Origin of the sequence: Bradyrhizobium sp. 159, assembly GCF_023073795.1 — a bacterium.
Classification (GTDB): domain Bacteria; phylum Pseudomonadota; class Alphaproteobacteria; order Rhizobiales; family Xanthobacteraceae; genus Bradyrhizobium.
This window is the reverse complement of sequence record NZ_JADPKE010000101.1, coordinates 250,952-277,101: the sequence shown is the minus strand read 5'-3', so window position 1 is coordinate 277,101 and position 26,150 is coordinate 250,952. Positions and strand designations below refer to the sequence as shown.

General features: G+C 61.9%; 21 protein-coding genes and 1 pseudogene. 20 read left to right on the top strand and 2 right to left on the bottom strand.

From position 1 onward, the window contains the following. Nucleotides 1-119: 119 nt before the first annotated feature. The 7 genes and pseudogenes from IVA96_RS32285 (at nt 120) to IVA96_RS32255 (ending at nt 8,255) form a co-directional block, all read left to right on the top strand. Complete coding sequence (locus tag IVA96_RS32285; protein WP_247421571.1) at nt 120-1,424, top strand: epoxide hydrolase family protein; 1,305 nt, start codon at nt 120-122, stop codon at nt 1,422-1,424. Between the two features lie 137 nt (nt 1,425-1,561). After that, complete coding sequence (locus IVA96_RS32280; protein ID WP_247421569.1) at nt 1,562-2,674, top strand: HlyD family secretion protein; 1,113 nt, start codon at nt 1,562-1,564, stop codon at nt 2,672-2,674. Then, nucleotides 2,671-4,278 (top strand): DHA2 family efflux MFS transporter permease subunit, encoded by a 1,608-nt coding sequence (locus tag IVA96_RS32275; protein ID WP_247421567.1) that lies wholly within the window; start codon nt 2,671-2,673, stop codon nt 4,276-4,278. Before IVA96_RS32280 ends, IVA96_RS32275 begins: the two co-directional genes overlap by 4 nt. Before the next feature lie 454 nt (nt 4,279-4,732). Next, complete coding sequence (locus IVA96_RS32270) at nt 4,733-5,146, top strand: cupin domain-containing protein (protein ID WP_247421564.1); 414 nt, start codon at nt 4,733-4,735, stop codon at nt 5,144-5,146. Nucleotides 5,147-5,243: 97 nt separating this feature from the next. Then, nucleotides 5,244-6,230, top strand: a complete 987-nt coding sequence (locus IVA96_RS32265; protein WP_247421562.1) for an alpha/beta hydrolase — start codon at nt 5,244-5,246, stop codon at nt 6,228-6,230. Further along, complete coding sequence (locus IVA96_RS32260; RefSeq protein ID WP_247421558.1) at nt 6,227-7,342, top strand: redoxin domain-containing protein; 1,116 nt, start codon at nt 6,227-6,229, stop codon at nt 7,340-7,342. Before IVA96_RS32265 ends, IVA96_RS32260 begins: the two co-directional genes overlap by 4 nt. A 108-nt stretch (nt 7,343-7,450) precedes the next feature. Continuing rightward, nucleotides 7,451-8,255 (top strand): annotated as a pseudogene (locus tag IVA96_RS32255) (SDR family oxidoreductase). Between the two features lie 418 nt (nt 8,256-8,673). On the opposite strand, the gene IVA96_RS35675 reads toward IVA96_RS32255, so the two are convergent. Continuing rightward, on the bottom strand, nt 8,674-8,808 hold the full coding sequence (locus IVA96_RS35675) for a hypothetical protein (RefSeq protein WP_256465501.1): 135 nt from the start codon (nt 8,806-8,808) through the stop codon (nt 8,674-8,676). Nucleotides 8,809-9,574: 766 nt separating this feature from the next. Here IVA96_RS35675 and IVA96_RS32250 point away from each other — a divergent pair. Next, nucleotides 9,575-10,435, top strand: coding sequence for a catalase (locus IVA96_RS32250; protein WP_247421624.1), 861 nt, complete (start codon nt 9,575-9,577; stop codon nt 10,433-10,435). 19 nt (nt 10,436-10,454) lie between these two features. Here IVA96_RS32250 and IVA96_RS32245 read toward each other — a convergent pair whose 3' ends face one another. Further along, on the bottom strand, nt 10,455-11,384 hold the full coding sequence (locus tag IVA96_RS32245) for an AraC family transcriptional regulator (protein ID WP_247421556.1): 930 nt from the start codon (nt 11,382-11,384) through the stop codon (nt 10,455-10,457). A gap of 372 nt (nt 11,385-11,756) precedes the next feature. Between IVA96_RS32245 and IVA96_RS32240 the strand changes: the two genes are divergently transcribed. From IVA96_RS32240 to IVA96_RS32185, 12 genes are all read left to right on the top strand, one after another. After that, nucleotides 11,757-12,710 (top strand): AraC family transcriptional regulator, encoded by a 954-nt coding sequence (locus tag IVA96_RS32240; RefSeq protein ID WP_247421553.1) that lies wholly within the window; start codon nt 11,757-11,759, stop codon nt 12,708-12,710. 687 nt (nt 12,711-13,397) lie between these two features. Continuing rightward, nucleotides 13,398-14,195 carry a YiiX/YebB-like N1pC/P60 family cysteine hydrolase gene (locus IVA96_RS32235; protein WP_247421551.1) on the top strand — a complete coding sequence of 266 codons (798 nt, stop codon included), beginning with the start codon at nt 13,398-13,400 and terminating at the stop codon, nt 14,193-14,195. A 791-nt stretch (nt 14,196-14,986) separates the two neighbouring features. Beyond that, a complete protein-coding gene (locus IVA96_RS32230; RefSeq protein WP_247421547.1) occupies nt 14,987-15,859 on the top strand; it encodes a hypothetical protein in 873 nt (290 codons plus the stop codon). Between the two features lie 206 nt (nt 15,860-16,065). Beyond that, entirely contained in the window at nt 16,066-17,016 is a 951-nt protein-coding gene (locus IVA96_RS32225; RefSeq protein ID WP_247421544.1) for an AraC family transcriptional regulator, read from the top strand. Nucleotides 17,017-17,163: 147 nt separating this feature from the next. Continuing rightward, nucleotides 17,164-17,826, top strand: a complete 663-nt coding sequence (locus IVA96_RS32220; RefSeq protein WP_247421541.1) for an SDR family NAD(P)-dependent oxidoreductase — start codon at nt 17,164-17,166, stop codon at nt 17,824-17,826. An 890-nt stretch (nt 17,827-18,716) separates the two neighbouring features. Beyond that, nucleotides 18,717-19,922 (top strand): NAD(P)/FAD-dependent oxidoreductase, encoded by a 1,206-nt coding sequence (locus IVA96_RS32215; protein ID WP_247421538.1) that lies wholly within the window; start codon nt 18,717-18,719, stop codon nt 19,920-19,922. 80 nt (nt 19,923-20,002) lie between these two features. Beyond that, a complete protein-coding gene (locus tag IVA96_RS32210) occupies nt 20,003-20,803 on the top strand; it encodes an acetoacetate decarboxylase (protein ID WP_247421534.1) in 801 nt (266 codons plus the stop codon). 14 nt (nt 20,804-20,817) lie between these two features. Then, nucleotides 20,818-21,993, top strand: a complete 1,176-nt coding sequence (locus tag IVA96_RS32205; RefSeq protein ID WP_247421621.1) for a patatin-like phospholipase family protein — start codon at nt 20,818-20,820, stop codon at nt 21,991-21,993. A 34-nt stretch (nt 21,994-22,027) separates the two neighbouring features. Continuing rightward, nucleotides 22,028-23,200, top strand: a complete 1,173-nt coding sequence (locus IVA96_RS32200) for an HlyD family secretion protein (RefSeq protein WP_247421618.1) — start codon at nt 22,028-22,030, stop codon at nt 23,198-23,200. Beyond that, on the top strand, nt 23,197-24,807 hold the full coding sequence (locus tag IVA96_RS32195) for an MDR family MFS transporter (RefSeq protein WP_256465500.1): 1,611 nt from the start codon (nt 23,197-23,199) through the stop codon (nt 24,805-24,807). Before IVA96_RS32200 ends, IVA96_RS32195 begins: the two co-directional genes overlap by 4 nt. Before the next feature lie 43 nt (nt 24,808-24,850). Beyond that, nucleotides 24,851-25,198, top strand: a complete 348-nt coding sequence (locus tag IVA96_RS32190; RefSeq protein WP_247421531.1) for a hypothetical protein — start codon at nt 24,851-24,853, stop codon at nt 25,196-25,198. A 49-nt stretch (nt 25,199-25,247) separates the two neighbouring features. Then, nucleotides 25,248-26,030, top strand: a complete 783-nt coding sequence (locus IVA96_RS32185) for a 3-hydroxybutyrate dehydrogenase (RefSeq protein WP_247421528.1) — start codon at nt 25,248-25,250, stop codon at nt 26,028-26,030. Nucleotides 26,031-26,150: the final 120 nt, after the last annotated feature.

The following is a 26,150-nucleotide window of genomic DNA, read 5'->3' as shown; positions in this document are numbered from 1 at the left end:
CGGCCGTAACGCCACTTAACAACGCCTAACGAGCAGTTTGTCCCCGGCCGCGCCATGTTGAGGGCGAGGAAAACGGTCGTTCCGGAAATCAGCGACCTGGCCGTCCCGAGGAGGACATCATGCTCAACAAGCCCAACTACGAACGTATCGATCAGGATCGCCGGCGACTGCTCGGCAGCGCCGCAACCGGACTTGCCGCTGTTGCGGCTGCGACGGTCTGGCCTGCCGCACTCAGCCATTCACAACCGGCTGCCGACATCCGTCCGTTCCGCGTCGGCATCCCCGAAAAAGCTCTGGTCGATCTCCGTCGCCGGATCGCAGCGACACGGTTGCCTGAGCGCGAGACGGTCGACGATGGCTCACAAGGCGTCCAGCTCGGGGCCTTCGAAGAGATCCTTAGCTATTGGGCAACCGGATACGATTGGCGAAAGGCCGAGGCGCGGCTCAATGCCTTGCCCCAATTCATGACCACGATCGACGGATTGGACATTCACTTCATCCATGTCCGCTCGCGCCACGTGAACGCGTTGCCGTTGATCATGACTCATGGATGGCCCGGGTCCGTTCTCGAGCTGCTAAAAACGGTAGGCCCTCTAACGGATCCGACGAGCTACGGTGGTCGGGCAGAAGACGCCTTCGATCTCGTGCTGCCGTCCATTCCCGGGTTCGGCTTCTCTGGGAAGCCAAAAGAGGCGGGCTGGGGACCCGAGCGTATTGCGCGCGCCTGGTCGGAGTTGATGAAGAGGCTGGGCTACATGCGCTACGTCGCGCAGGGGGGCGACTGGGGCGCCCCGATTTCGAACGCGCTCGCCCGGCAAGCTCCTGCCGGACTGCTCGGCATCCACGTCAATCTGCCGGCAACCTTACCGGTCGAGGTCGCCAAGGTCCTCGCATCCGGAGCGCCCGCGCCAGCACAACTCTCAGCCGTCGAACGCGAGGCTTACGAGACGCTTGCCGTGTTCAACAACAAGTATCGAGCCTACGCCGCGATCATGGGAACGCGACCACAGACCATCGCGTACGCGCTCGCCGATTCTCCGGCCGGCCTCGCCGCATGGATGTTCGACTACAATAACGGCGAGCCGCAGCGGCTTCTCACCAGAGACGAAATGCTGGACGACGTGACCTTGTACTGGCTTACGAACACGGCCGCCTCGTCCGCGAGGATCTATTGGGAAACAAACGGACAGAGCGTCCTGCTGTCGGCGGCGCAAAAAACCGGCGAGATCTCGCTCCCGGTCGCCATCTCAGTCTTTCCCCAAGAAGTCTATCGCGCTCCGGAGACTTGGGCACGTCGCGCCTATCCCAATCTTATGTACTTCAACCAAGTCGAGAGGGGCGGCCACTTCGCGGCCTGGGAGGAGCCCGAACTTTTCTCGAAGGAGCTCCAATCCGCCTTCCGATCTCTACGGCCCGCGATCTGACTACAGGCGCGTCGACAGAAGGGGCAACGGCGGTACCTCAACAGGTTTGACCCGTGAACATGCACACCTCCCTCGAAGATTGACGAAGCAACTCATTCTTTCTGCAGAACCGAACGACCGATCAAAGGATTGCGACTATGCACGGCACAATTTCCATCAACCAGACCCGAGGCCATCCTCTCCAGGTCCTGAAGGGCATCGCCAAGCGATTGGCTCTCGGAGCAAGCGTTGCGCTCGTCGGTGCATCGGTGAGCTGGTACGGTTGGTACTGGGTCACGGAAGGGCGCTATATCCAGTCAACCGACGACGCGTATGTCGGCGGAGAGGTGACGACCCTCGCCTCGAAGGTGCCGGGCTTCGTAAAGACCGTCGCGGTTTCCGACAATCAGCAGGTCAAGGCCGGAGCTCTCCTGATTAAGCTCGACGACCGGGACTATCGTGCTCAGCTCGCCCGCGCCGAGGCCGCCGTCGAGGCTCAGGAAGCCGCATTGGCCAATCTCGACGCCAATCTTCGACTGCAGTACGCAGCCATTGAGGAGGCACGTGCGGAGATCTCGTCGGCCGCCGCCGAGCTGGAGCGCACGAAATTCGACGCGGATCGCTATCGCATATTGTCGGACGGGCAGAACGCCTCGCTGCAGCGCTATCAGCAGGCGGACGCAGACTACAAGAAAGCGAAGGCAGCCGCCCAGAAGGCACGCGCCGCTCGGGAGGCGACCGAGCGCAAGTTGGACGTCATCGAGACGCAGAAGCAGCAGGCCCGGGCCGCTCTCGAAGCTGCGGTCGCTGACCGCGATCTGGCGCGCATCAATCTCGGCTACACCGAGGTTCGCTCGCCCATCGACGGCGTGATCGGCAATCGTGGCGCGCGTGTCGGATCCTATGCCGTCACCGGCGCGAAGCTGCTCTCCGTCGTGCCCAACCAGGGGCTCTGGATCGACGCCAACTTCAAGGAGAACCAGCTCGCCCGGATTCGCGAGGGTCAGCCCGTCAGGATCGACGTCGACCTGCTTCCGGGCAAAACGCTGGGTGGACACGTCCTGAGCGTCGCGCCGGCCACCGGCGCACAGTTCAGCGTGATCCCGCCGGAGAACGCCACCGGTAATTTCACCAAGATCGTGCAGCGGGTACCAGTGCGTATCGCCATCGACCTGCAGGACGCGATGTACCTGCGGCCCGGGCTTTCCGCCGAAGTGCACGTCGACGAACGACCGCAGCATGGCCGGCCGCTGCGGGAGACACGACAATGACCGCCGTCGCGACATTCGCCCCTGCCACCGTCATCGAGGCCCCGCGGTCGCCCGCAGACCTTCCGACCGCTCACAAGGTGCTGGCGCTCGGGATCATGAGCGTCGGATTCTTCATCGCCTACCTCGACATCCAGATCGTCGCGGCTTCGATCAAGGAGATCGGCGGCGGGCTCTCGGCCAGCCAGGACGAGGTTAGCTGGGTGCAGACCTCGTATCTGATCGCCGAGATCATCGTCATTCCGCTCTCCGGTTGGCTCAGCCGCGTCATGTCGACCCGCTGGCTATTCACTGCCTCCGCCGCGGGCTTCACGCTGGCGAGCATGCTGTGCGCCTCCGCGTGGGACATTCACTCGATGATCGTGTTCCGCGCGTTGCAGGGTTTTCTGGGCGGCTCGATGATTCCCTTGGTGTTCACCTCCGCGCTGACGTTCTTTCAGGGCAAGCAGCGGGTGATCGCGGCGTCGCTGGTCGGTGCCCTCGCCTCGCTCGGGCCGACCTTTGGTCCGGTCGTCGGCGGCTGGATCACCGACAACTGGTCCTGGCATTGGCTGTTCTACGTCAACGTCGCTCCGGGCGTGCTGGTGACACTGCTAGTGCCACTCTTGGTCGATATCGACCGGCCCAATCTCGGATTGCTCAAGGGCGCGGACTACGCGGGCATGGTGCTGATGGCTGTTTTTCTCGGCTGTCTCGAATACGTGCTGGAAGAAGGACCGCGATGGGATTGGCTCGGGGACGACACCATTCGTCTGTGCGCCTGGATTTCGGCGGCGGCCGGCATTGGCTTCGTGATCCGCAGTCTAACCTATGCGCAGCCCGTGGTCGATCTGCGAGCCCTCAAGATCCGGAATTTCGCGTTAGGCAGCTGGTTTTCGTTCATCACCGGGCTCGGCATCTTCAGCACAGTCTATCTCACGCCGCTTTTCCTAGGGCGAATCCGGGGATTCGACGCTTGGCAGATCGGAACGGCACTGCTTTCGGCCGGCGTATTCCAGCTGGTGGCCGTGGTGATCTACGGCGCGGTGGCCAACCGCATCGACCTGAGATGGCTGCTGATGTTCGGCCTGGCTTGCTTCGCGGTCGCGATGTGGATGCTCACCTCGGTCACCCACGAGTGGGGTTGGCGCGAGCTTCTGATCCCGCAAGCCTTCCGCGGCCTCGCCCAGCAATTCTGCGTCGCGCCCGTCGTGACCCTAACGCTCGGAGCGCTCGCGCCGGACCGTCTCAAATCGGCAAGCGGCCTTTTCAATCTTATGCGCAATCTGGGCGGCGCCATCGGTATCGCGGCGTGCGGAACGATCCTCAACGACCGGACCAACCTGCACTTCCATCGCATCGCCGATCACCTCGGCACCACCAGCGCAAACGTCACGGAGCTGATCAATTCCACGATCGCGCGTTATGCCGCGACCTGGGGCGACCCTAGCCATGCGCAGGCCGCAACGCTCAAGAGCCTTTGGGTGCTGGCGTTCCGAGAAGCCCAGGTGCAGGCCTTTGCGGATGCCTATCTGATGATCGCGGCCTGCTTCGTGCTCGCATGCGTGATGGTTCCGCTGATGCGCAAAGTCGCTCCGCTGCAATCCCCGTCCGCCGACGCGCATTGAGTTTGTGACAGCGAATGATCCGGAGATCGCGATTTGAAATCCGCGATCTCCGCCGATGCTCACACCGCTAGCAGCCGCTCTCCGAACATTGATGTAACAGCACGATATCGAGACCTTCTGTGAAGCGGCACTCAAGACGTCGCTTACTAAGTCTTCATGGGCACGCGATCCCAAGGACGGTCGGCTATGCGAAGCCGAAGCGTTGGTTACTTCGCCGCCTAGAAGCAGACCGACCGGTTCTCGCGAGAGTTACGGGCCGCCTTTCAACCTTCCCACTTACCCCGAACCACAAACGAACGTCGAAAGCGGACGCACCTTGGCGCGGGAACGGTTTCATCAAGGAGCGCCGCCCAGTTACGGCACATAACAACGCCTCACAACGCCTAACGGGCAAATTGCGCACGATGAGCGTAGATATCCATGAGGATCACGAGACGAACGACATGGAGCTCACATGCACAACATTCGCATCATTTCCGCAGTCGCGGCGCTGCTGGTCGCCACAAGCGGGTCCCCCTCCCGCGCGCTCGCGACGGAACCCAGCCTGGGCGAAATCAAGCGCACCGATCTGCTGCGCAACGATCTCAGCGCCCCGGGGCGAGAGGCCGTTCAGGTCCTGGTCGAGTTCGAGCCCGGCGTCGCGGCCCTTAAGCACTCGCATCCGGGCGAAGAGATCGTCTACGTGACGAAAGGCTCCCTGGAATATCGACTCGAAGGCAAATCGCCCGTGGTGGTCAGGGCCGGGGAGACGCTGTTCATTCCGAATGGGACGCCCCACTCGGTGAAAAACGTCGGCAGCGACAAGGCCGCCGAGCTTGCCACGTACGTGGTCGAGAAGGACAAGCCGCTCCTCACCTTGCACGAGTAACGCACCTCTCACCCCGCAATCCAAGCTGACGAGACGCCGCAGAAATTGCAAACGGAATGGCGCAGCACGACGTGGTGTCCGCGCAAAGGAGACGAGCATGAGCGATTCAGAGAAATTAGACGTCCATGGGCGCGGAGCGCTCGGAGCCGCCACGCCGGCCGGCTCGGGAAAGAGGGTCGAAATCTCTTTTTTGCCGATTGATGGCAACCTGACCCTCAGGAGAATGGTGGTGCACACTCCGACCCCGAAGGGCACGGTCCTCTTCCTACATGGATTTCCCGAGACGATCTACGCCTGGAGGGACATCTCCATCGCGCTCGCCGACGAGTACGAGGTGCACGCGTTCGATTGGCCGGGCTACGGGCTCTCGTCGCGCCCGAGCGCAAGCCGCTTCTCCTACGCGCCGAGGGAGTATGCGCGCGTCCTAGACGAGTACATATCGGAGGCCAACATCGACACGTCGATGCTCACGATCTACGCGACCGACATCGGCGCGCTTCCCGCTCTTCTCCTCGCGCTGGACAAGCCCGATATCGCGAGAAGGCTCATCGTCGGCGACTTCGCGCCGTTCGACCGACCTGCGCACATGTACGACAGCCTTCAGAAGCTGAAGGCGGGACCGGCCATGGAGCAGGTCCGCACGTTCATGAACAAGAACCGCGAGGAGATCCTCCGGAACACGTTCACGCGAGGTCTCCCAGAGGAGGCTCGGTACCGACTCTCGCAGGAGTTCAACGATGACGTGGCGAAGGGCTGGAGCCACGGCGAGATAACCACGGTGGATGCGTTCGCGCATTACTATTCTCAGTTCACGCGGGACCAGGATTTCTTCGAATCCCAGCTCGGCAGGCTCATCACGCCGGTGAAGGTGCTGTGGGGCGAGAAGGACCTCTACATCGCCAAGGAATCAGGCGTCGAGTTCGCCGACAGGGTGCATGCCGAACTCACCGTTCTGCCCGGCATCGGCCACTACCCTCACCTTCAGGATCCGCAGCGGACCGTCGCAGAGGTCCGCGCCTCCTTCGGATCGCGCGCGGCCCCGGTCACTCCCAAGCCCGATCGAACTTCCGGAGATGTGCAATGAACAAGTCCAAGCTCCTGCTCGCCCCGATCCTCGCGCTCGCCGTCGCGGCACCGATCGCCAGCCTCCTCGGCGACATAAAAGGCACCCCGCTCATGTCCGCTCGCGCCGCCTCCTCGTTTCTCGACCAATCCCAGATCGCCTCGTTCGCCGATCGCGGCGAGTTGGCATCCCTTGGCCGCGCGGGCGAATGGCTGAATTCGCAGCCTCTGACGCCGGAGAGCCTGCGCGGGAAGGTTGTCCTGATAAACTTCTGGACGTACACCTGCAGCAACTGGCGACGCCAGCTGCCGTATGTCCGCGCCTGGCAGGAGAAATACAAGGATCAGGGTCTGGTGGTGATCGGCGTTCACGCGCCGGAGTTCGAGTTCGAGAAGAACCCGGCGAACGTGCGCTGGGCGACGACGAACATGAACATCTCTTACCCCGTCGCGATCGACAACACTCTTGCCATCTGGCGCGGGTTCGACAACCAGGCCTGGCCCGCGCTCTATTTCATCGATGCGCAGGGGCGCGTCCGCCATCGCGTGCTGGGCGAGGGCGGCTACGAGGAATCCGAGAAGGTGATCCAGTCGCTGCTGCGCGAGGCCGGCGTCTCGGACGTCAGTCGCGAGCCGGTGGTGGTGAACGCCACGGGAGCTGAGGCCGCGGCCGACTGGGCCGAGCTCAGATCTCCGGAAAACTACGTCGGACTCGAACGGACCGAACACTTCGCTTCGCCCGGCGGGGCGACAGCCGACACGCCTCATGTCTACCGATCTCCGACCTCGCTGCGGCTGAACGAGTGGGCACTCTCGGGCGAATGGACGGTCCGGAAGGACGCGGTCGCGCTGAGCGAACGAAACGGAAGGATCGCGTACCGCTTCCATGCTCGCGATCTCCATCTCGTCATGGGTCCCGCGCCCGGCGGGGCTCCCGTAAGATTTCGGATCACCGTCGACGGACGGCCACCCGGTGCGGCCCATGGCGTCGATGTCGACGACCAGGGAAACGGCACGGTGACCGAACAGCGGATGTACTCCCTCGTGCGGCAACCGGGTCAGATCGCCGACCGCGACTTCGTGATTGAGTTCTTGGACGACGGTGCGGAGGCATTCGCCTTCAGTTTCGGTTGATCATCTAACGGCATCTCACAACGCATAACGGGCGTTCTCCCGCGGTCGGGCGTAAATGTCGAACCAGTTTCAGTATCCATCAGAGGCGCATAAACAGCAGAAAAGACGATGTCGGCTTCACACAAAGGCACTGCGCTCGTGACGGGAGCTTCCGGCGGAATCGGCGCCATCTACGCCGATCGCCTAGCCCGGCGCGGCTACGATCTCATCCTGGTCGCCCGCAACAAGGCCCGACTTGAGGAGGTAGCCGCCCGCATCGCCGGCGCGACCGGACGCGCCGTCAGGTCGTCGCCAACCTCACCGACAGGGCCGATCTAAGGCGGTTCGAGGCGATCTTCGAGACCGATCCCGGCGTTACCATGCTCGTCAACAATGCCGGCGTTGGCGCGCTCGAGCCGCTGCTGCAATCCGACGTCGAGGCCATGGAAAAGATGATCGACCTGAATGTCCTGGCGTTGACGCGGCTTACCTATGCCGCCGCCCCGAGGTTCGTCGCACGCGGCGGTGGCACGATCATCAATATCGGCTCGATCGTGGCGGTAGCGCCCGAGGTCCTGAACGGGGGTGTACGGCGGCTCCAAGGCTTTCGTTCTGGCATTCAGCCAGTCGTTTCACAAGGAACTGGCGGACAAGCACGTTCGCGTCCAGGTGGTCCTGCCCGGGGCGACGGCGACGAATTTCTGGGATGCGGCGGGCGGTGCGGTCGACAACCTGCCGCGCGAGATCGTCATGCGCTCGGACGACATGGTGGACGCCGCGCTCGCCGGATTGGACCAGGGTGAACTCGTCACCATTCCCTCGCTGCCAGAAGCCAAGGAATGGTTGGCGTTCCGAGAGCGCACGCGAAAAGCTCGTTCCGCATCTTTCTCTGAGCTCCGTGACCCTCCGATATCGTACCGCCGCTGCGGCTTGAGGGAACAGCATCAGAGATAGGAGAAAACGGACCGCTCCTGGACAGTCCAGACAATCGACGGGCAATCCGCTGAGCAGCAGTCAGGATCTCTTTCGTGGTCTGCGCATCCAAGCCTTGTGCCACTGGACTGTGCTCGTGTCGACTGTACCCTCAGCGCGGACCCACACAAACCGCTGACGACCGAACCGAACGCCGAGGTCGGCGCCATCCATCCGAAAGCGATGCCTGTAATCCTGACGACGCCCGAAGAAGTCGAGACTTGGATAACGGCTGCTCATGACGAGGCCCGGCAGCTGCAGCGGCCGCTTCCAGGCGGAGCGCTCCGCATCGTCGCGAGGGATCAAGGAAGACCCGGCACCTTCGCTTAGGGCTGCTGGACAAGCTCGCGGAACACTGGACAAGCCGTGGCCCCGGCATTCTAGAACCCTCCTGCGCGCTGAGCGGCCGAAACGAGCAGGCCGCCCCCCAACCCGGCGGCCGGTTTCTTGAGTTGGTCTTCCCATTCGCCTCGTCCGGTGATGTCCTTGCCAACTTTCAGGATGCCCGTGCTCATGCCGCCGGTGCCGGTCAGCGGACGTTTTACTCCCTCGATGAAGACCCGCGAGCCGTCCTTGCAGCAATCGCTCTATAGCTACCGCAATCCCTCTGGCGCAGCAGCAACTCCGATCCGCTAAATCATCGTCGACATCCAATCGGGACGGAGAAAAAGATGATCTGCATTGTCAGTCCTCATGTGATCGCAGCGGCTTCTGCGCGCTGGTCCCCAGTCGCTGGTATCGCTCGTAAAACAGCTGGGACCGTCTCCGACATCGCCGGCATCGTTCACAACCTCTTTTTGGACGTACGCGATCGCTACCGGCCCGAGCTGCACTACATGCGTGGCCCTGGTCCGAAATGGCGGGCCAAGCACCAGCCTGGGCTACAATTGGCGTTTGAACGTGAATTTGGAGGCGGCGCAATACAGACCGGGCAATCCCCAACTCAGCGGTCGAGCTGACGCGCTAGGCAAAAAGTAGCGGTAGTTGTTCGGAGGCTCTGTGCGGAGAGTCCGTAGGCGCCTAAAGCTGCCCGTCGGCTATCCGCCAGCTGCAGCGTTCGCGTCAGCTCCGGACCAGAAGCGGGCTGAAGTCTTGCGAACGGTGCGCGCCGGGGATGCTGCCGTTGGCAAGCTCTGTCGCAGAAACGGACAAGGCAGGAAGGATTCGGGAAAGACGCCCAAGCTGTCCTGCCCAAGAAATTGCACTGATTTTAAATTCCGAGGTTCCGTCCTGCCCCACTTCCCGAGCGGCCTTGCCCGCACCGCGTCCATCGTCGCCACCATGAAAAGGGTAGCGGCACTTCCTCCAAAGTCACGTGCGAGCTTTGCCAATGGCCAATACGTTCGCGGCACGTACGCACCGTCGGATCAGGCCAAGGAGATCACGAAATCCCGTAGCTTCACGAGGCCTTCGCGCGTCATGGCGCGGTTCTCGGTGACGAAAGGCCCAGACACTAACTACCTGTTGCTACGCGGCTTCAGCTTCCGGCTTGGCAACGGGGGCGAGCGCTCGGAAATCTTAACCCAGAGCGCCCCAGTTCATTTCGCGAGGACGCCCGAGCAGATGCTGGCTTTCCTTCGAGCGCGCATTCCCGGACCGAGCGGCAAGCCGGATGTGGAAATGGTTGAGAGATTCTCAGCTGCCAATCCCGAGACGCTGCATCAGGCAAGCTACATCGCGGCGCATCCGCCTGCCGCAAGCTTTGCCTCCACAACCTATTGGGGCGTGCACGCGTTTCCCGCGATCAATTCAAAAGGCGAGACACGGTTCATCAAATTCAAGGTCACGCCAGCCGGCGAACAGCCGACCCAGCCGTGGACCACGCCCAGCGCACAACCCATCGACTTGCTGCACGATCTCGAATCCCGGATTGCGGCTCGCGATATGCGGTTCAGCGTGATGGCGCTGCCGGATCGCCTCGGCGACCCGGTCATGGACGTGACGATCCAATGGCCCGGCGAGGACGGACGCGAAGCGGTACGGCTGGGAACAATCGTGATCACTGGTATTGAAGCAAACGATGCCATCGATGAGCCCGTCTTCAATCCAGCCACTCTGGCCGAAGGCATCGGTCATCCACCGGACGAAATGTTTGCGGCCCGCAGCACCGCCTATGCGATCTCGCAGGCAAGGCGCCGCTGAGCTCACTACCTTGCGCCGCTCACCTTTCGCTTTCCTGCGTACCCTGCGCCTCCCGGCGCCACGCTCCCGGGCTGACGCCGACGATAGACGAAAACACCCTCGTGAAGTGGCTTTGATTGGCGAACCCGGCCGATATTGCAATTTCAGCTAGCGATAGGTCGCGAACCGTCATCAATTGCTTGGCTGTACTCACGCGTTGGCGAAGCAGCCATTGATGCGGCGGAAGGCCGGTCGAGGCACGGAACGCGCGCGAAAAGTGGCTGATCGAAAGATCGAGCTCGGCCGCGATCTCCTGCAACGACAGCTTCCCGCCGAGATCGGACTCCAGCCTTTCGCACACGCGCTTGACCTGCCAAGGCGCAAGACCGCCGCGATTCGGTTCACCGGGACGTAGGCCGCCGTAGGCCTGGGCGACATGTGCGGTGAGCGCGAGCATCATGTGATCGATGAAAAGCTGGTTCGTCTCGTACGGCCGACGCAACCCTTGCTGCAGTGACGCGCCGATATGGCGGACGACCCTGTCGTCATGGCCAACGCCGAGTTCACAGGCAAGCTGACCCACGCGCGGCATGCGGGACTGCTCAGTGAGGCCGTCGAGCGCCGAGCGCGGCAAATAGAAAAATAGGGAATGGAATGGCTTGTCGATCACGTAGCGCGGATCGCGCTTGAGATCGTACAGATACGTCGCTCCCGCCGGGACATCCGCCTTCATCACGCACTTGCCGTTTTCCCAGAGTTCGCACTCCGGGTAATCGTGAAGTTTGAGGCTGACGACGAAGGCATCCTCCGCGGTGAACGAACCGGAAAGACCCGGCACTGGATTGTCATCCCGGGTTTCGGTGACCGCGAGCTCTACACCACGCAATGAACGCGTGATCAGCGACGGCGGCGCATCCTTCAGATGCAAGAACTGCCCGAGCTTCCGGCCGAAGCCGCTCGTTAGTGTCATGGGATCAAACTCGTGAAGTTTAGGCTGATCGCTCGCCCGCGGCTTCGTGAACCATTATCTGACGCCAGCGCACGGCCGTCCAGTTTCCTGGTGCAGCTGCACTCCACCGCAGTTTTGTGACAGTGGCTGATCGAGAGTGTCAGCCCTGTTGCCCATTCATGTGGCTTGCGACATCCCACGGCATTGATTGCCTATTTCGGCAGCAGCAAGGCCCGCGCAGATTGCGACTTTGATTGCGGTGCAGGCGCTTGATCGCGGGTTAGGGCAGAATCAGGCAAAGCATGGAAGTTTTGAGAAAGACGCTGGACCTGCACGCGCCTAGAACCCGCCCTAAAAAGCCTAACGATGCTTCTGGAAGGCGAGGACAAGTTCATGAGCCAACCAATCTTGGACGATCGTTCGCACCGAAATCAGCCAGGTTTTTCCGAGACATACCGAGGTGATCTGCTGAGTGCCGAGCGCCGTCGTGCCGATGTGGAAATGGCACGCGTGCTTCACACCAAACCACTCAGCATTGCTCTGGACCCCTCCGGAAGCGCGATAGCCCACTGGAAACACGACCCATTGCACGACGTCGTCGAGCCTATGAGCCACCACGTCATCATGGCCTACAATGGCTTAATGCAGCGCATGGAGCGCCGGACAGGAAGATCGGTTGCGCTCGGAACGTTTCGTCCCGGGGTTTTGATCATTATTCCGGAAGGATCGAGCTCACGATGGGATATTCCGAAACCCGTTGATGTCGTTCAGCTATATCTTCCTCACGCGGTGCTCAAGCGCGTTGCTGACGAAGCCGACACCGCCACACCGATCGACCTCCTGGAGCGAACGGCGCACCTCGACCCGATTACATCCCGATTGATCCTGAGCGCAACGGATGTCCTGGACAGCAATGAGGCGCTGGACACGCTGTTCCGGCACCAATTGATAGACCTTCTCGCTACACGTCTTCTGGCTGCGCACACTGGCTCGCCAACGACGATCCAACCGACGACGGGGGGACTTTCTCCGAAGGTCCTGCTCGGCGCTATCGAACGGTTGCGCTCGGACAGCGACGCGGACGTCTCGCTCGCGGCGCTGGCATCGGACGCGGGGCTATCGCGCTTCCATTTCTGCCGCGCCTTCAAGGAAAGCACCGGGCTTTCACCGCATGCCTGGCTGCGCCAATTCCGCCTTGAGCAGGCCATGAACATGCTTCGCGACACCGATGAATCCGTCGTCTCGATCGCAGCGGCTCTTGGCTACTCCTCCCAGACCGCTTTCGCCGCGGCATTCAGGAAGTTGACCGGTGAAACGCCCAGTGACTGGAGACGTCATAAGCGTTGACGGCCTTTGCTCCACCGAAAAGAAGCGTTTCTCCAGGCGAGGACATCGCCTGAACCGCAATCCTGTCGTCTGCGACCCCCTTACGGAATCAGATAGACACGAGGCACACTCGGCGGATTTGCCGAGACGCGCGCCCTCATGCGGACGCGATGACGCGCGTGCTCAAGAGGCCATCAATCCCGCATGGAGACCCGACGAGCGGCGCGCTAGCGGATTGGAAGCATCGTGGGTTGCACAACGTCTTCGGGCCTTTTGCCACGCCCTCATGAGCTTCCCTCGGGACCACTGCGGTTCGAGCGCGGACGTGAGATCGTTGATGTTTGGTACCGCGCGACCGGCCACGGTAACGGTCGTCGCGGCCGACTCGACCTCGCCATGCAACCCAGGTCCCTGCCAGATCCACCCGCCAGACACTCGCGCACTGATCAGCCAATGCTGCGCGATGCCCAGCAATCCGTTGTCTCCATCGCAACGGTAAGACTGCCTTCGCCGCGGCGGTCAGAAAGTTGACCGGAGAGGCCCCGAGCGATTGCCGCGGCGCATGCGATAGCAGCAATCGCTCGATAGGTCCGGCAATCGCTCTGGCGCAGCGGCGGACCCAGTTCGGTAGAACATGACTGGTAACCGAACGACAGGGTAGTTCTCGGGAAGCCCTCAAACCGGAAAAGCTAAACGCGAGGACGCGCCATGGGCCGGATCTTCGACAGCGTCGGACGCTTAATTGCTCGGCTTCAGAAGCCAAACAAAGAGCCGTTGAACCCGAAGGACCTCACGGCTTTACGCGACACCCTTCAACCCGGCGACGTTTTGCTGGTCGAGGGTAAGGGTCGCATTTCCGCTGGCATCAAATACCTTACTCAATCGACTTGGTCGCATTCGGCGTTGTACGTTGGGCCGATCGCAGGCGCCGCATCTAGTGGCGAGCCCCACGTCCTGGTCGAAGCCAATATCGGCGAGGGGGTTGTGTCAGCGCCACTGTCGAAATATCTGCATTGCCAAACCCGGATCTGTAGGCCGATTGGTCTGAGCAGAGGCGATTGCGAGAAGGTCTGTCGCTACGCCTGCGACCGGATCGGTCTCGGCTACGATTTCAAGAACGTCATTGACCTGATGCGGTACCTATTGCCATGGCCATTGTCGTGTTGGAGCCGTCAACCCATCGCACTCGGTTCCGGCGATGCGAGCCGAACCATCTGTTCCTCACTTGTTGCTCAAGCTTTCGATTCCGTTCGTTTCCCGATCCTGCCAGCGATCACGAGCATCGCTAGCCACACTGCGCGCCACGAAATTGCCGAGCCTCGTGACTCGTCACTGTACGTGCCGCGCGATTTCGATATTTCGCCCTACTTCATGGTCGTGAAGCCCACGCTCGTGCGGGATTTCAACTATGAGATGCGCTTTGGGTCGTCCAAGTCACACTGCACAGACCCAGCTTTGAACCTTCCCGCTAGATTTGCGGAATCATTGCAACACACATCGACGTAGTCGTGTTGGAGCGCGACAACGATCGCTTCATGCGGCGAGCAAAATTCCGCACTAGCCAGACGAGCGGCGTCGGGAAGTCTGCATTGGCGATCGCGCGCGCCTGCGCTCGTACAGCGATCCGGACGCATCTTCCTGGCTCTCGCTTCCGGGCTGGCTTACCGCGTCGCTTCTGCCGAGACTTTATGGAAGGCACCGGGATCTCCGCCCTTGGCTGCGCCAAAGTACGGCTCAATGACGACGAACATGCTGCACGACACCGACGCCCTATCGACGGGGGCGAGCGTGACTACCCATATCGGACGGCTTTGCCGCGCGTTCAGTGCCGTTGGCCGGACGAAAGCTTGAGCGCGGGCGACCCGCATGCGTTCGCAGCAATCGCTCTTCAGGTACAGCAATCACTCTGGCGCAGTCACGGCTCCGGTCAGTTAGATCATCAGCGTGCCCACATCCATACCGGACGGAGAGAAGGAGATGAGCTGGAAAAGCATCGCTAGCCCCCGTGCGATCGCACCCGCTTCTGTGCGCTGGCCCGCTATGTCTGGTTTTGCTCGCAAAACGGCTGAGACAGTCACCGACTTCGCACGCGTCGTGCATAACCTGGTTCTGGACGTGCGCGATAGCTACCGGCCCGAGCTGCACTACATGCGTGGCCCTGGCCCGAAATGGCGTGAGAAGCACCAGCCTTGGCTAAGGATCGATTCTTACGGTGCTGGGCAGCAGCAGCTGTCGCCGGTAAACGTACGCCGTCGTAGGGCGGCTAACTCTATCCGATAGCCGCCGAGGTTAGGATTATGCTCGCTCGCTGGACCACCACCCGCGCTTGGATGTTGCTCAGTGCTCCTAGTCGCTGCATCGCATTGCTTGGCCTATTGGCTGTGCTGGGCGGTTCGGCATATGCCGACGTCGCTCTCGAAGGACGCAAATTGCCGATGAAATTCAGCTGGGTCGATTGCCAGCCGAATTGTCGAGGCTGGGTCAGCGCAGTCGGCATCGTTACCGCCGACACTCCGGGGGCTTTCGATGATTTCGCACGCGACTATCAGCTCCAGGGCGAAACTGTCGTGTTGGATTCCAGCGGCGGCTCGGTCAACGACTCGATCGCGCTCGGACGGCGGTTCCGGAAGCTTGGGATGGTGACGACCGTCGGGGTGACCGTGCTTACCCACAGCGCACACGGCAAGAGGGCCAACGTGTCGCCGGAGGCCCACTGCGAGTCCATGTGCGTTTTTCTGCTGCTGTCGGGCAAGCTACGCTGGGTGCCGGAACAGGCGCATGTCCGCGTGCATCAGATCTGGATGGGCGACCGCGCTGACCATGCGCGGGCCGCCAGCTACAGCGCAGATGATCTCACGATCGTGGAGCGCGATATCGGACGTCTCGCCAAATACACCTTTGACATGGGCGGCACGGGTGATCTGCTGGCACTGTCGCTGAACGTGCCGCCGTGGGAAGCCTTGTACGAATTGTCTCGAGAGGAATTGCGACTGACCAATCTCATCACTACTGACATAGTTGCTCAGCAGAGCAGCCCTAACGCAGCAGTGGTCGAGCTGGCGGCTAAACCGGTGCAGGATCGCTTCGCAAAGACTGCGGCGGCAGCTTCTCCTCGGCAAGAGCGATACGGCGGGACTGCCAAAAGCACTCGCGGCGCCTTCACAAATTGAGACGCTCAACAGGTTGCAAAGCGTCAGGGGTGTTGTCCTTGGTAAGCGCACGCGTGCCCTTCTATTGAACGCGCGCTTCGTCTAAATACGTGAGGCGGCTTACGCTGGATCCGACAAAAACACAGTCGAGTGAAGAAAGACACCGGACCCGTAAATCGCCAGAACGTCTCTAACGCTCCAGGCCCCTCAAAGGCGAGAACAGGTCCATGAGCAAACCCGTCCTGCTCGATACTTTGCAAGACCAGCTAGGCACTTCCTCGGCACGGCATTGCGAGTTGCCGATGGACGAGCGCCCTCATGCCGATGCGGAAATGACGCGGGTGCTCAAGACTAAACCCGTCAGCATGGCGTCAGACCCATCCAGCGGCGCGATCACCTTCTGGAGGCATGATCCCCTGCACGATGTCGTCCGTCCAATGGCCGATCACGTCATCATGACTTTCCCCGCCGAACCAGTGCCGTTCGAGCGCCGCGATGGGAAAGCGTTTGTGAAAGGGATGACGCGACCCGGAACGGTGACCATCATTCCGGCTGGTTCAACCTCACGATGGGACATCCACCGGCCTTTGAGTGTCCTTCAGCTCTATCTGCCGCAGACAACTCTCAATCGTGTTGCTCACGAAGCTGGTACAACCGAAGTCGGCGATCTTGTGGAGCGAACTGCGCATCCCGACTCCATTACATCCCGATTGCTGGTAAGCGCAGCCGACGCCCTGGACGGCTGCGCGGCGCTGGATGCGCTGTTCAGACACCAACTCACGGACCTTTTGGCCACGCGCCTGCTCGCGGCGCACACCGGGACAGCTGCAACGATCCAGCCGGTGATGGGCGGCCTGTCGCCCAAGGTCCTGGGTCGCGCCATCGAACGTCTGCGCTCGGACAGCGATGCGGACGTCTCGCTCGCGGCGCTGGCATCGGAGGCCGGCGTGTCGCGCTTCCACTTCTGCCGCGCCTTCAAGGAAAGCACCGGCCTCTCGCCGCATGCCTGGCTGCGCCAACACCGGCTCGAGCAGGCCATGAACATGCTACGCGACAGCAACGCCTCGGTTGTTTCCGTCGCAGCCGCGCTCGGCTATTCCTCCCAGACCGCTTTCGCCGCGGCGTTCAAAAAGCTGACCGGGGAAACTCCGAGTGATTGGCGAAGCCGTATGCGGTGAACACCTTGTTCGCTGGCTCCGGTGCATACCACGCATGGAAGCGTCTATGCTTGATCGTGATGGAAGAAACGGGGAGTTTTCCGACAGGGTCGAGCTTCCGGCAAGGATGACATGACCGATTTCGAGTACGTCGAAAGGTGACAGAACATGAAAACATTTATCAGCATTGGAGCGGGTCCGGGAATGGGTTTCGCGACCGCCGAGCGCTTTGCCAAAGAGGGTTTCGAAGTCGTTTTGAGCGCTCGGAGTGTCGACAAGACGCACGGCTTGGCGGAAAGGCTGATATCAAAAGGATACAAGGCTCACGTTCGAAAAGTGGACGCCAGCGATCCGAAGAGCGTCGCGGAACTGATCGGCGAGGTTCAGAAGCAGCAAGGCTCGATCGATGTGTTGCACTACAACGCCGCCTCCATGCGCAAGGCAACCCTCTCTGAACAGCCGCGCGACAGCTTCAACCATGATCTCGCCGTGAACATCGGAGGAGCGCTTGTTGCCGTCCAGGCTGTCGCTCCGACGATGGAAAAGCAAAAATCCGGTGCGATCCTGCTGACGGGAGGTGGCTTCGCACTCGCTCCTAGCCCGGACTTTCTCTCGATCAGCATCGGCAAGGCCGGCATTCGCGCCATGGCTCACGGACTTTTCGAACAGTTCCGAGAAAAAGGAATTCACGTCGCGACAGTGACTGTCTGCTCGTTGGTTTCCCCGGAATCGGAGAAGCCCTCAGCGGTCGCCGAGCAATTCTGGCGTCTGTACAGCCAGCCGAAGGACTCCTGGACCGTCGAAGTGAACTACCCTCCCGCGAACGCATAACCCGGCAAGCGAGCAGGTAACAACACCACGGGGGTGCTCCCGGCCTCCGGCGTGGAGCATCAGACGTCCGTCAGCGTTCCTTTGGGGCGAACCTCGGCCACCTGTTGCTCCGATTCGGACATACGATCCACGTTGCTGCTAGGCCGGAAGGCGTAGCCAAGCGGGCGACGTGGAAGTGCTGCCCTCCCGCCGGCAATTTCACCGCCATCGAAGGCGGAAGGCGCCCAGGGTTCGCCTCAAGTCTAGCTGCGCCAATATCGCGAGAGCGTCTGGTTATTTCTGTTTTCCAGACAGCGCGTCGCTGCGAGCTTTAGAAAGCTGACCATCCATCCCCCGAGCGATTGGTGAGGCTTAGGCCTTAGCAGCAATCGCTCGACAGGTACGGCAATTGCTCTGGGGCAGCGGCAGGCCTGATCAGCTAAACCATCACCATGTCCAAACCCAAACGACGGAGACAGAAGATGGTCTGGAGGAACTTCGTCAATCGGCTGGCAATCACATCAAAGCGCCGAGGCCTCGCGGCCGCAGTGGTGTACGGACTTTCGTTGGGCGTTCGCTTTACCTCGGCAGCGGGCGAGGAGGTGGAAATTCCGCCATCGTCCTTGCAAGGGACCATGTCTGAAATCTCCATGATGTCCGGAGCTCGCGCCCAGCTCCCTCATCAGGACTCGGCCTTGCCGATTGTCTTTCGCTCTGGGTGGCCACTAGTCCGACAAACTAGAGCGCAGGCGTGTGAGCCCTCCCCGCCAATGCTGATGCAAGGCGGTCTCGGTCCTTAAGGACTAAGACCCGTCATTTTACCACTTCGTGTCGTCGTCGAGCGCTGCCCACACTGAGAGCAGCGGCGGTTACGCGCGAACTATTGGGAAGTCAAACCAAGGAGAAAACATATGCGACTACTCATCATCGGCGCCGGCTTTGCTGGCATGTATGCTGCCCTTTCCGCCGCACGCCTGCGCGACATCCAGGGTGCTTCACCCGAACAACTGGAGATCGCCCTCATCGCGCCGGAGCCGACGCTCGTTGTCCGGCCACGGCTCTACGAACCGAAACCCGAGACGCTCACGGCGCCGTTGCTGGACGTCCTCAAAGCCATCGACGTTGTCTACGTGCAAGGCAGCGCTGAAACCATCGACACCAAATCCCGCAGGGTGCAGATCGCGACACCTCAAGGCGGCCGAAAGACGCTTTCCTACGACCGCCTGGTCGTGGCCACCGGCAGCCGCTTGTTTCGCCCGAACATTCCTGGTCTTGCCGAGCACGGCTTTTCCGTCGACCAGCTCGATGATGCGATCGAGCTCGACAAACATCTGCATAGCCTGGCCGATCGCCCGGCAAAGAACGGCCGTGACACGGTCGTCGTAGCGGGCGGCGGCTTTACCGGCATCGAGGCGGCGACCGAAATGCCGGCGCGGCTTCGCGCGATCCTCGGCAAGGATTCCAAGCCCCGCGTCATCATCGTCGAACGGAATCCAGCGATAGCCCCCGACATGGGCGAAGGTCCCCGCCCGGTCATCGAGGACGCGCTGCGCAAGGTTGGCGTGGAGACCCGGGTCGGTACCGGCGTCGCCTCGCTCGACGAGTCAGGCGTCACGCTATCCAACGGCGAGCATATCGAAGCTGAAACGGTGATCTGGGCTGCGGGAATTCGTGCTGCTCCCCTGACCGCGCAGATCCCGGCCGAACGCGACAATTTCGGCCGGCTGCTGGTCGACCGTGATCTGCGTGTGCTGCGTGTTGCGGGCGTCTTCGCCACAGGCGACGCCGCGCGCGCAGCCTGCGACGATGAAGGCAACTACGCGCTGATGTCCTGCCAGCATGCGACGCGTATGGGCGCCTTCGCCGGCAACAATGCCGCCGCTGAGCTGCTGGGCGTGCCGACAAGGCCGTACCACCAGAAGGCCTATGTCACCTGCCTCGACCTCGGAGAAGCCGGCGCGCTCTTTACGCGCGGCTGGGAGCGCAAGGTGGAGATGGTCGGCGACGTCGCCAAGAAGACCAAACAGGAGATCAACACGGTTTGGATCTATCCGCCGAAGCCCGAGCGTGCCGCCGCGCTCGCTTCAGCTGATCCCGAACAAGTCACCAAGCTGTAGGTCCTGGCGCGTCATGGGCCGCGCTCTCACGCCGAAAGCGCGGCCCGCTCACCATCCACCAGATCCGGAGCTCTACGACGATGAAAAACGAGACCATCCGCACGAACGCGTTCGCCATGCCGCTGACGAACCCAGCCTTTCCTCCGGGCCCGTATCGGTTCGTCGACCGAGAATACTTCATCATCCAATACCGCACCGATCCCGACGCGCTGCGCCGGATCGTGCCCGAGCCGCTGGAGGTGACGGAGCCTGTGGTGAACTTCGAGTTCATCCGCATGCCTGACTCCACGGGCTTTGGCGACTACACCGAAAGCGGGCAAGTGATCCCGGTCTCGTACCAGGGCCAGTCCGGCAGCTTCGTTCACCAGATGTTTCTCAACGATCATCCGCCCATCGCCGGTGGGCGCGAGCTGTGGGGATTTCCCAAGAAGCTGGCGGAGCCAAAGCTTGTGGTCGAGACCGACACGCTGGTCGGAACCTTGAACTACGGCTCGGTGCGCATCGCCACCGGCACGATGGGATACAAGCACCGCGCGCTCGATACTGCAGCTGAAGCGAAAAAACTCGCTGCGCCGAACTTCCTGCTCAAGATCATCCCACATGTCGACGGCACGGCGCGCATCTGCGAGCTGGTGCGATTCCACCTGGAGGACATCACCGTGAAGGGGGCCTGGACCGGTCCGGCGGCACTAGACCTCTGCTCGCATGCACTCGCCCCCGTCGCCGAGCTGCCGGTGCTGCAGGTGCTGTCCGCCAAGCACGTGATCGCCGACCTCACCCTCGGGCTCGGCAGCGTCGTCCACGACTATTTGTCTCCGGGCGTAAGCGCGCCGCGACGCGAGTCCAAGTCGCAGATTTTGATCGAAGCGAACGTCGGCTGAAGGGAGTTTTGGCAATGTTGAACGTGATACGCGAACAACCTACCCATGTGTCGCAGCAGACCAGGTCGCTGCCCTACGACGTCGTCGCGCTGGTACTGCAAGGCGGCGGCGCACTTGGCGCCTACCAGGCCGGAGTCTATGAGGGCCTGCATGAGGCGGGTATCCGGCCGAACTGGCTGGCGGGTATTTCCATCGGCGCGTTGAATGCCGCCATCATCGCTGGCTCGCCGGAAGATGAGCGCGTGGGACGACTGCGCACGTTCTGGGAAAGCATCTGTGCTGCACCCGTGGAATGGCCTGCCGGTGAAGGGCTTGCCAATGCGCTCCCCTTCGCTTTCGATTTCAACTCGCTGCACAATACGATGGCCGCGATGCGAGCCCTGTTCCAGGGACAACCCGGCTTCTTTAAGCCGCGTTTCCCCTCGCCCCTGTGGTCGCCATTCTCGGGCGATGCGGCGACGAGCTTCTACGACACCTCGCCCTTGCAGCGCACGCTGGAAAAGCTTGTCGACTTCGACCGGCTGAACTCGGGCGAGGTGCGCGTATCCGTGGGCGCCGTTAACGTGCGCACAGGCAACCTCACCTATTTCGACACCGCCGAACGCGACCTCGGTCCAAAACATTTCATGGCCTCCGGCGCCCTGCCGCCGGGCTTCCCGTCCGTCGAGATCGAGGGCGAACATTACTGGGACGGCGGCGTGGTCTCGAACACGCCCCTCTCGCGCGTACTGTCCGGCGAAGCGCGCGACACACTGACGTTCCAGATCGATCTCTGGTCGGCCAGGGGCCGTGTTCCCTACGACATGATGGAGGTATCCAGCCGCCAGAAGGACATCCAGTATTCCAGCCGCACGCGCGCCGTGACCGACCAAGCGCTGCGGATGCAGAAGATGCGCCAGGCGTTGCAGCGGACAATCGAGAGGCTGCCGTCAAGCGCAAAGGACGATCCGGAAATTCGGGCACTTGCGGATCTGGCCCGGCATCGCTCCCACAACATCATCCACCTGATTTACCAGTCCAAGATCTATGAGGGCCACTCAAAAGACTACGAGTTCGGCCTGAAGGCGATGCGCGCCCATTGGCAGAGCGGGCTGGAAGACATCCGCCGCACGCTGGCCGACCCGCGACGCCTGGAGCCGCCTCCCCCCGACGTCGGCATTGTCACCCACGACGTCCATCGCCGCTACTGAATTTTGCTGCCGCCTTGTAGGACCGGAGAGTGCAATGACCACACTTCAGTTTGCTCCCGAAGAAGGAGCGAAAATCAGCCTTCGCCCCTCCCGGCAGGCGCTCAAGCGAGCGGCGCTTGCCCTGGTGCTGATCCTCGGCGCTGCGGTCGTGGCCGACTACGGTTATCACTACCTGACCATCGGCCGGTACCTCGAAAGCACCGATGACGCCTATGTGAAGGCCGATTCGACGATCGTCGCGCCAAAAGTCTCCGGCTACATCGCCGAGGTGCTGGTGAACGACAACCAGCCGGTGAAGGTCGGTCAGTTGCTGGCGAAGATCGACGACCGCGATTTCCGCACCGCGCTCGACCAGGCCGAGGCCGATGTCGCCGCTGCAAAAGCGGCAATCCGCAACCTCGATGCGCAGCTCGCCCTGCAGCAGGAGATCATCGCACAAGGTACCGCCGACGTTGCCTCCGCAGAGGCCAATCTGAAGTTCGCGCAGGAGGAACAAGCCCGCTACGACGGGCTGATGAGGTCCGGCTCCGGCACGGTTCAGCGCGCGCAGCAGACCGACTCGGCCTTGCGCGCCAGCAACGCGCAATTGCAGCGGGCCAAATCCGGCCTGCTGGCGGCCGAGCGCAAGGTTGACGTGCTCGTCACCGAGCGCGCGAGGGCGGTAGCTCAGCACGATCGCACCCGCGCGCTGCAACAACAGGCGGCCTTGAATCTTTCCTATACCGGGATCACCGCGCCGGTCGAGGGCACGGTCGGCGCACGTGCACTGCGGGTCGGGCAGTTCGTGCAGGCCGGTACGCAGCTGATGGCGGTGGTGCCGCTCGATGCAGTGTTTGTAGTTGCTAACTTCAAGGAAACCCAGCTCACTTATGTGCGCAGCGGTCAGCCGGTCGAGCTCACCATCGACAGCTTCCGCGGCACGCGCCTGCGCGGCCATGTCGACAGCCTTTCGCCAGCCAGCGGGCTCGAATTCGCGCTGCTGCCGCCTGACAATGCCACCGGCAACTTCACCAAGATCGTGCAGCGCGTGCCGGTGAAGATCGTGCTCGATGACCGCCGCCTGGCGGGCCTGATCCGCCCCGGCATGTCGGCAGAGCCTGCCGTGAACACCAAGTCGGCCGTCATCGCCGAGCGCCAGGGGAAAAGCACCGCACAGGCGAACCCCGCGGCTGATCCTTCCTCGCAAGCCACCAAGAGATACCAATGACTAAGTCGCAAGCCACGATGAATGCCCCTCCCGGCGGCGATCACAGCCGGCCCGTCGCGGCGATTTCGGTTCCAGCAAAGACCTGGATCGCGGTGATCGGCGCCACGCTCGGCGCGTTCATGGCGGTGCTTAACATCCAGATCGTCAACGCCTCGCTGGCTGACATCCAGGGCGCGATTGGCGCAGGGATCGATGACGGCGGCTGGATCTCGACCTCCTATCTGATCGCCGAGATCGTGGTGATCCCCTTGAGCGGCTGGCTCGCCCAGGTGTTCTCGATCCGCGTCTATCTTCTAACCAACGCCATGCTGTTCCTGACGTTCTCGGCCGCCTGCGCGCTGGCACACGACCTGCCGCAGATGATCGCGCTACGCGCGGTCCAGGGATTTTCCGGCGGTGTGCTGATCCCGATGGCGTTCACGCTCATCATCACGCTCTTGCCGAAGGCGAAGCAACCGATCGGGCTTGCGCTGTTTGCGATCTCGGCGACCTTTGCCCCTGCCATCGGTCCGACCATCGGCGGCTATCTCACCGAAAACTGGGGCTGGCAATACATTTTCTACGTCAACCTGGTGCCCGGTTCGCTGATGGTCGCGATGCTGTGGTTCTCGCTGGAAGCGCGGCCCATGCAGCTGTCGCTACTGCGGGAGGGCGACTGGCTGGGCATCGCCACCATGGCGATCGGGCTGGCGGCGCTGCAGACCGTGCTGGAAGAAGGCAACAAGGACGACTGGTTCGGCTCGTCCTTCATCGTCAGGCTGTCGATCGTCGCAGCGGTCGCGCTGTCCGTCTTCCTGGTGATCGAGCTGACCGTGAAGAAGCCGCTATTGAACCTGCGCCTACTGGTGCGCCGTAATTTCGGATTCGGCATTCTGGCCAACTTCCTGCTCGGTATCGCGCTGTACGGCTCGGTCTTTATCCTGCCGGTCTATCTGTCGCGGGTTCAAGGCTACAACGCCGAGCAGATCGGCATGGTGCTGGCCTGGACGGGTCTCCCGCAGTTGCTGCTGATCCCGTTGGTGCCGCGCCTGATGCAGCGCTTCGACGCCCGTCTCATCATTGCCGTCGGGTTTGCGCTGTTCGCCGCCTCCAACTTCATGAACATCTATATGACCAATGATTATGCCGCCGACCAGCTGTTCTGGCCTAACGTCGTGCGTGCTGTCGGCCAGGCCTTTGTGTTCGCTCCGCTCTCGGCCGTTGCCACCGCCGGCATTGAACCGGAGAATGCGGGGTCGGCCTCTGGCCTGTTCAACATGATGCGCAATCTCGGCGGCGCCGTCGGCATTGCCCTGCTGCAGACGCTACTGACCAAGCGTGAGCAATTTCACTCCAACGTGCTGATGCAGTCGGTCTCCCTGCTGGAGCAGGCGACGCAGGCGCGGGTTGAGAAGCTTACGCAATACTTCGTGAGCCACGGCGTGATCGACCGGATCGATGCCAGTCGCCGCGCCTATGTCGCGATCGGCAAGATCGTGCAGAAACAGGCGTTCATCCTTGCTTTCAGCGACCTGTTCTTCCTGCTCGGCGTCGCACTCATGGTGGCTCTTGCCGCGTCCATGATGCTGAAGAAGCCCGGCCACGTCGAGGCTGGCGCCGCACACTGATCATCTTTCACCCAGTACGTATCAACGACGAAAGGGAATAGAGATGCATACACACAGCAATCCTCCGGCACCCAACCACGCGGCGGCTCGTTTGGGCTTCGGCTCATGGCTCATCCTCATCGTGCTGCTGACGCTGCTGGCGGGAACCTGCTTCGTTGTCTACGTCGGCTGGACACTCGAAGACAGCATAGAGGTTTCGACGGCAGGGTATGTTGCGATGGCGTTCGGCGTGCTCTTCTCGATCGTCGTCGGTAGCGGCCTCATGGCGCTTATCTTCTACAGCAGCCGAAGCGGGTACGACGAACCGCCCATATTCATCGAACCCGAGACCAGGTCTCAGGCGCACGGGTCTTCGCCCGCGCAATCAAAGTCACGGCCAACGCGGCCATGACGCCTTTTCAAGAACGATCTGTATCACCCCACGTTGAAAGGAGACTCCCATGTTGAAGGGCAAGGTAGCAATCGTCACCGGATCGACCAGCGGCATCGGACTTGGCATCGCCAAAGAGCTCGCCAAGCTAGGCGCCGACATCGTGCTGAACGGTTTTGGCGAAGCCAGCGATATCGAGAAAATCCGCAGCGGCTTCGAACGCGACCAAGGTGTGCGCTGCGTCTACGACGCCAGCGACATGTCAAAAGCCGACGCCGTGCGCGGAATGATTGCCGCGACGATCGAGAAGTTCGATCGCCTGGATATCCTCGTCAACAACGCCGGGATTCAGTTCACCGCGCCGGTGGACGAATTCCCGCCCGCCAGGTGGCAGGCCATTCTCGATATCAATCTGTCGGCCGCATTCCACAGCATCGCGATGGCCGTGCCTCACATGAAAAAGCAGCGCTGGGGACGGATCGTCAACATCGCCTCTGCGCACGGCCTAGTCGCCTCAACCCACAAGGCGGCCTATGTCGCAGCGAAGCACGGTCTTGTCGGCCTCACCAAGGTAGTCGGTCTGGAGACCGCCGGCAGCGGCGTGACCTGCAATGCGGTCTGCCCCGGTTGGGTGCGCACGCCGCTGGTGGAAAAGCAGATCAGCGACATCGCCGCAGACAAGCACATCAGCCAGAAGGAAGCGACGAACGAGTTGCTGGCCGAAAAGCAGCCGTCGCTCGAATTTGTGTCCCCAGCGCAACTTGGCGGCACAGTGGCGTTCCTGTGCTCCGCGGCTGCGGATCAGATCACCGGCACTACGATCTCAATCGATGGAGGCTGGACCGCGCAATAACCGCCCGTGCGCGAAACACGGGCGTGGCCGGGCTCGGGAATCGAGCATATCGTCGCCATTGGCGGTGCTTGGCGCTGATGTCACCGCAGGTGCGCCTGCGGTCGGCGCCATCAGATCACA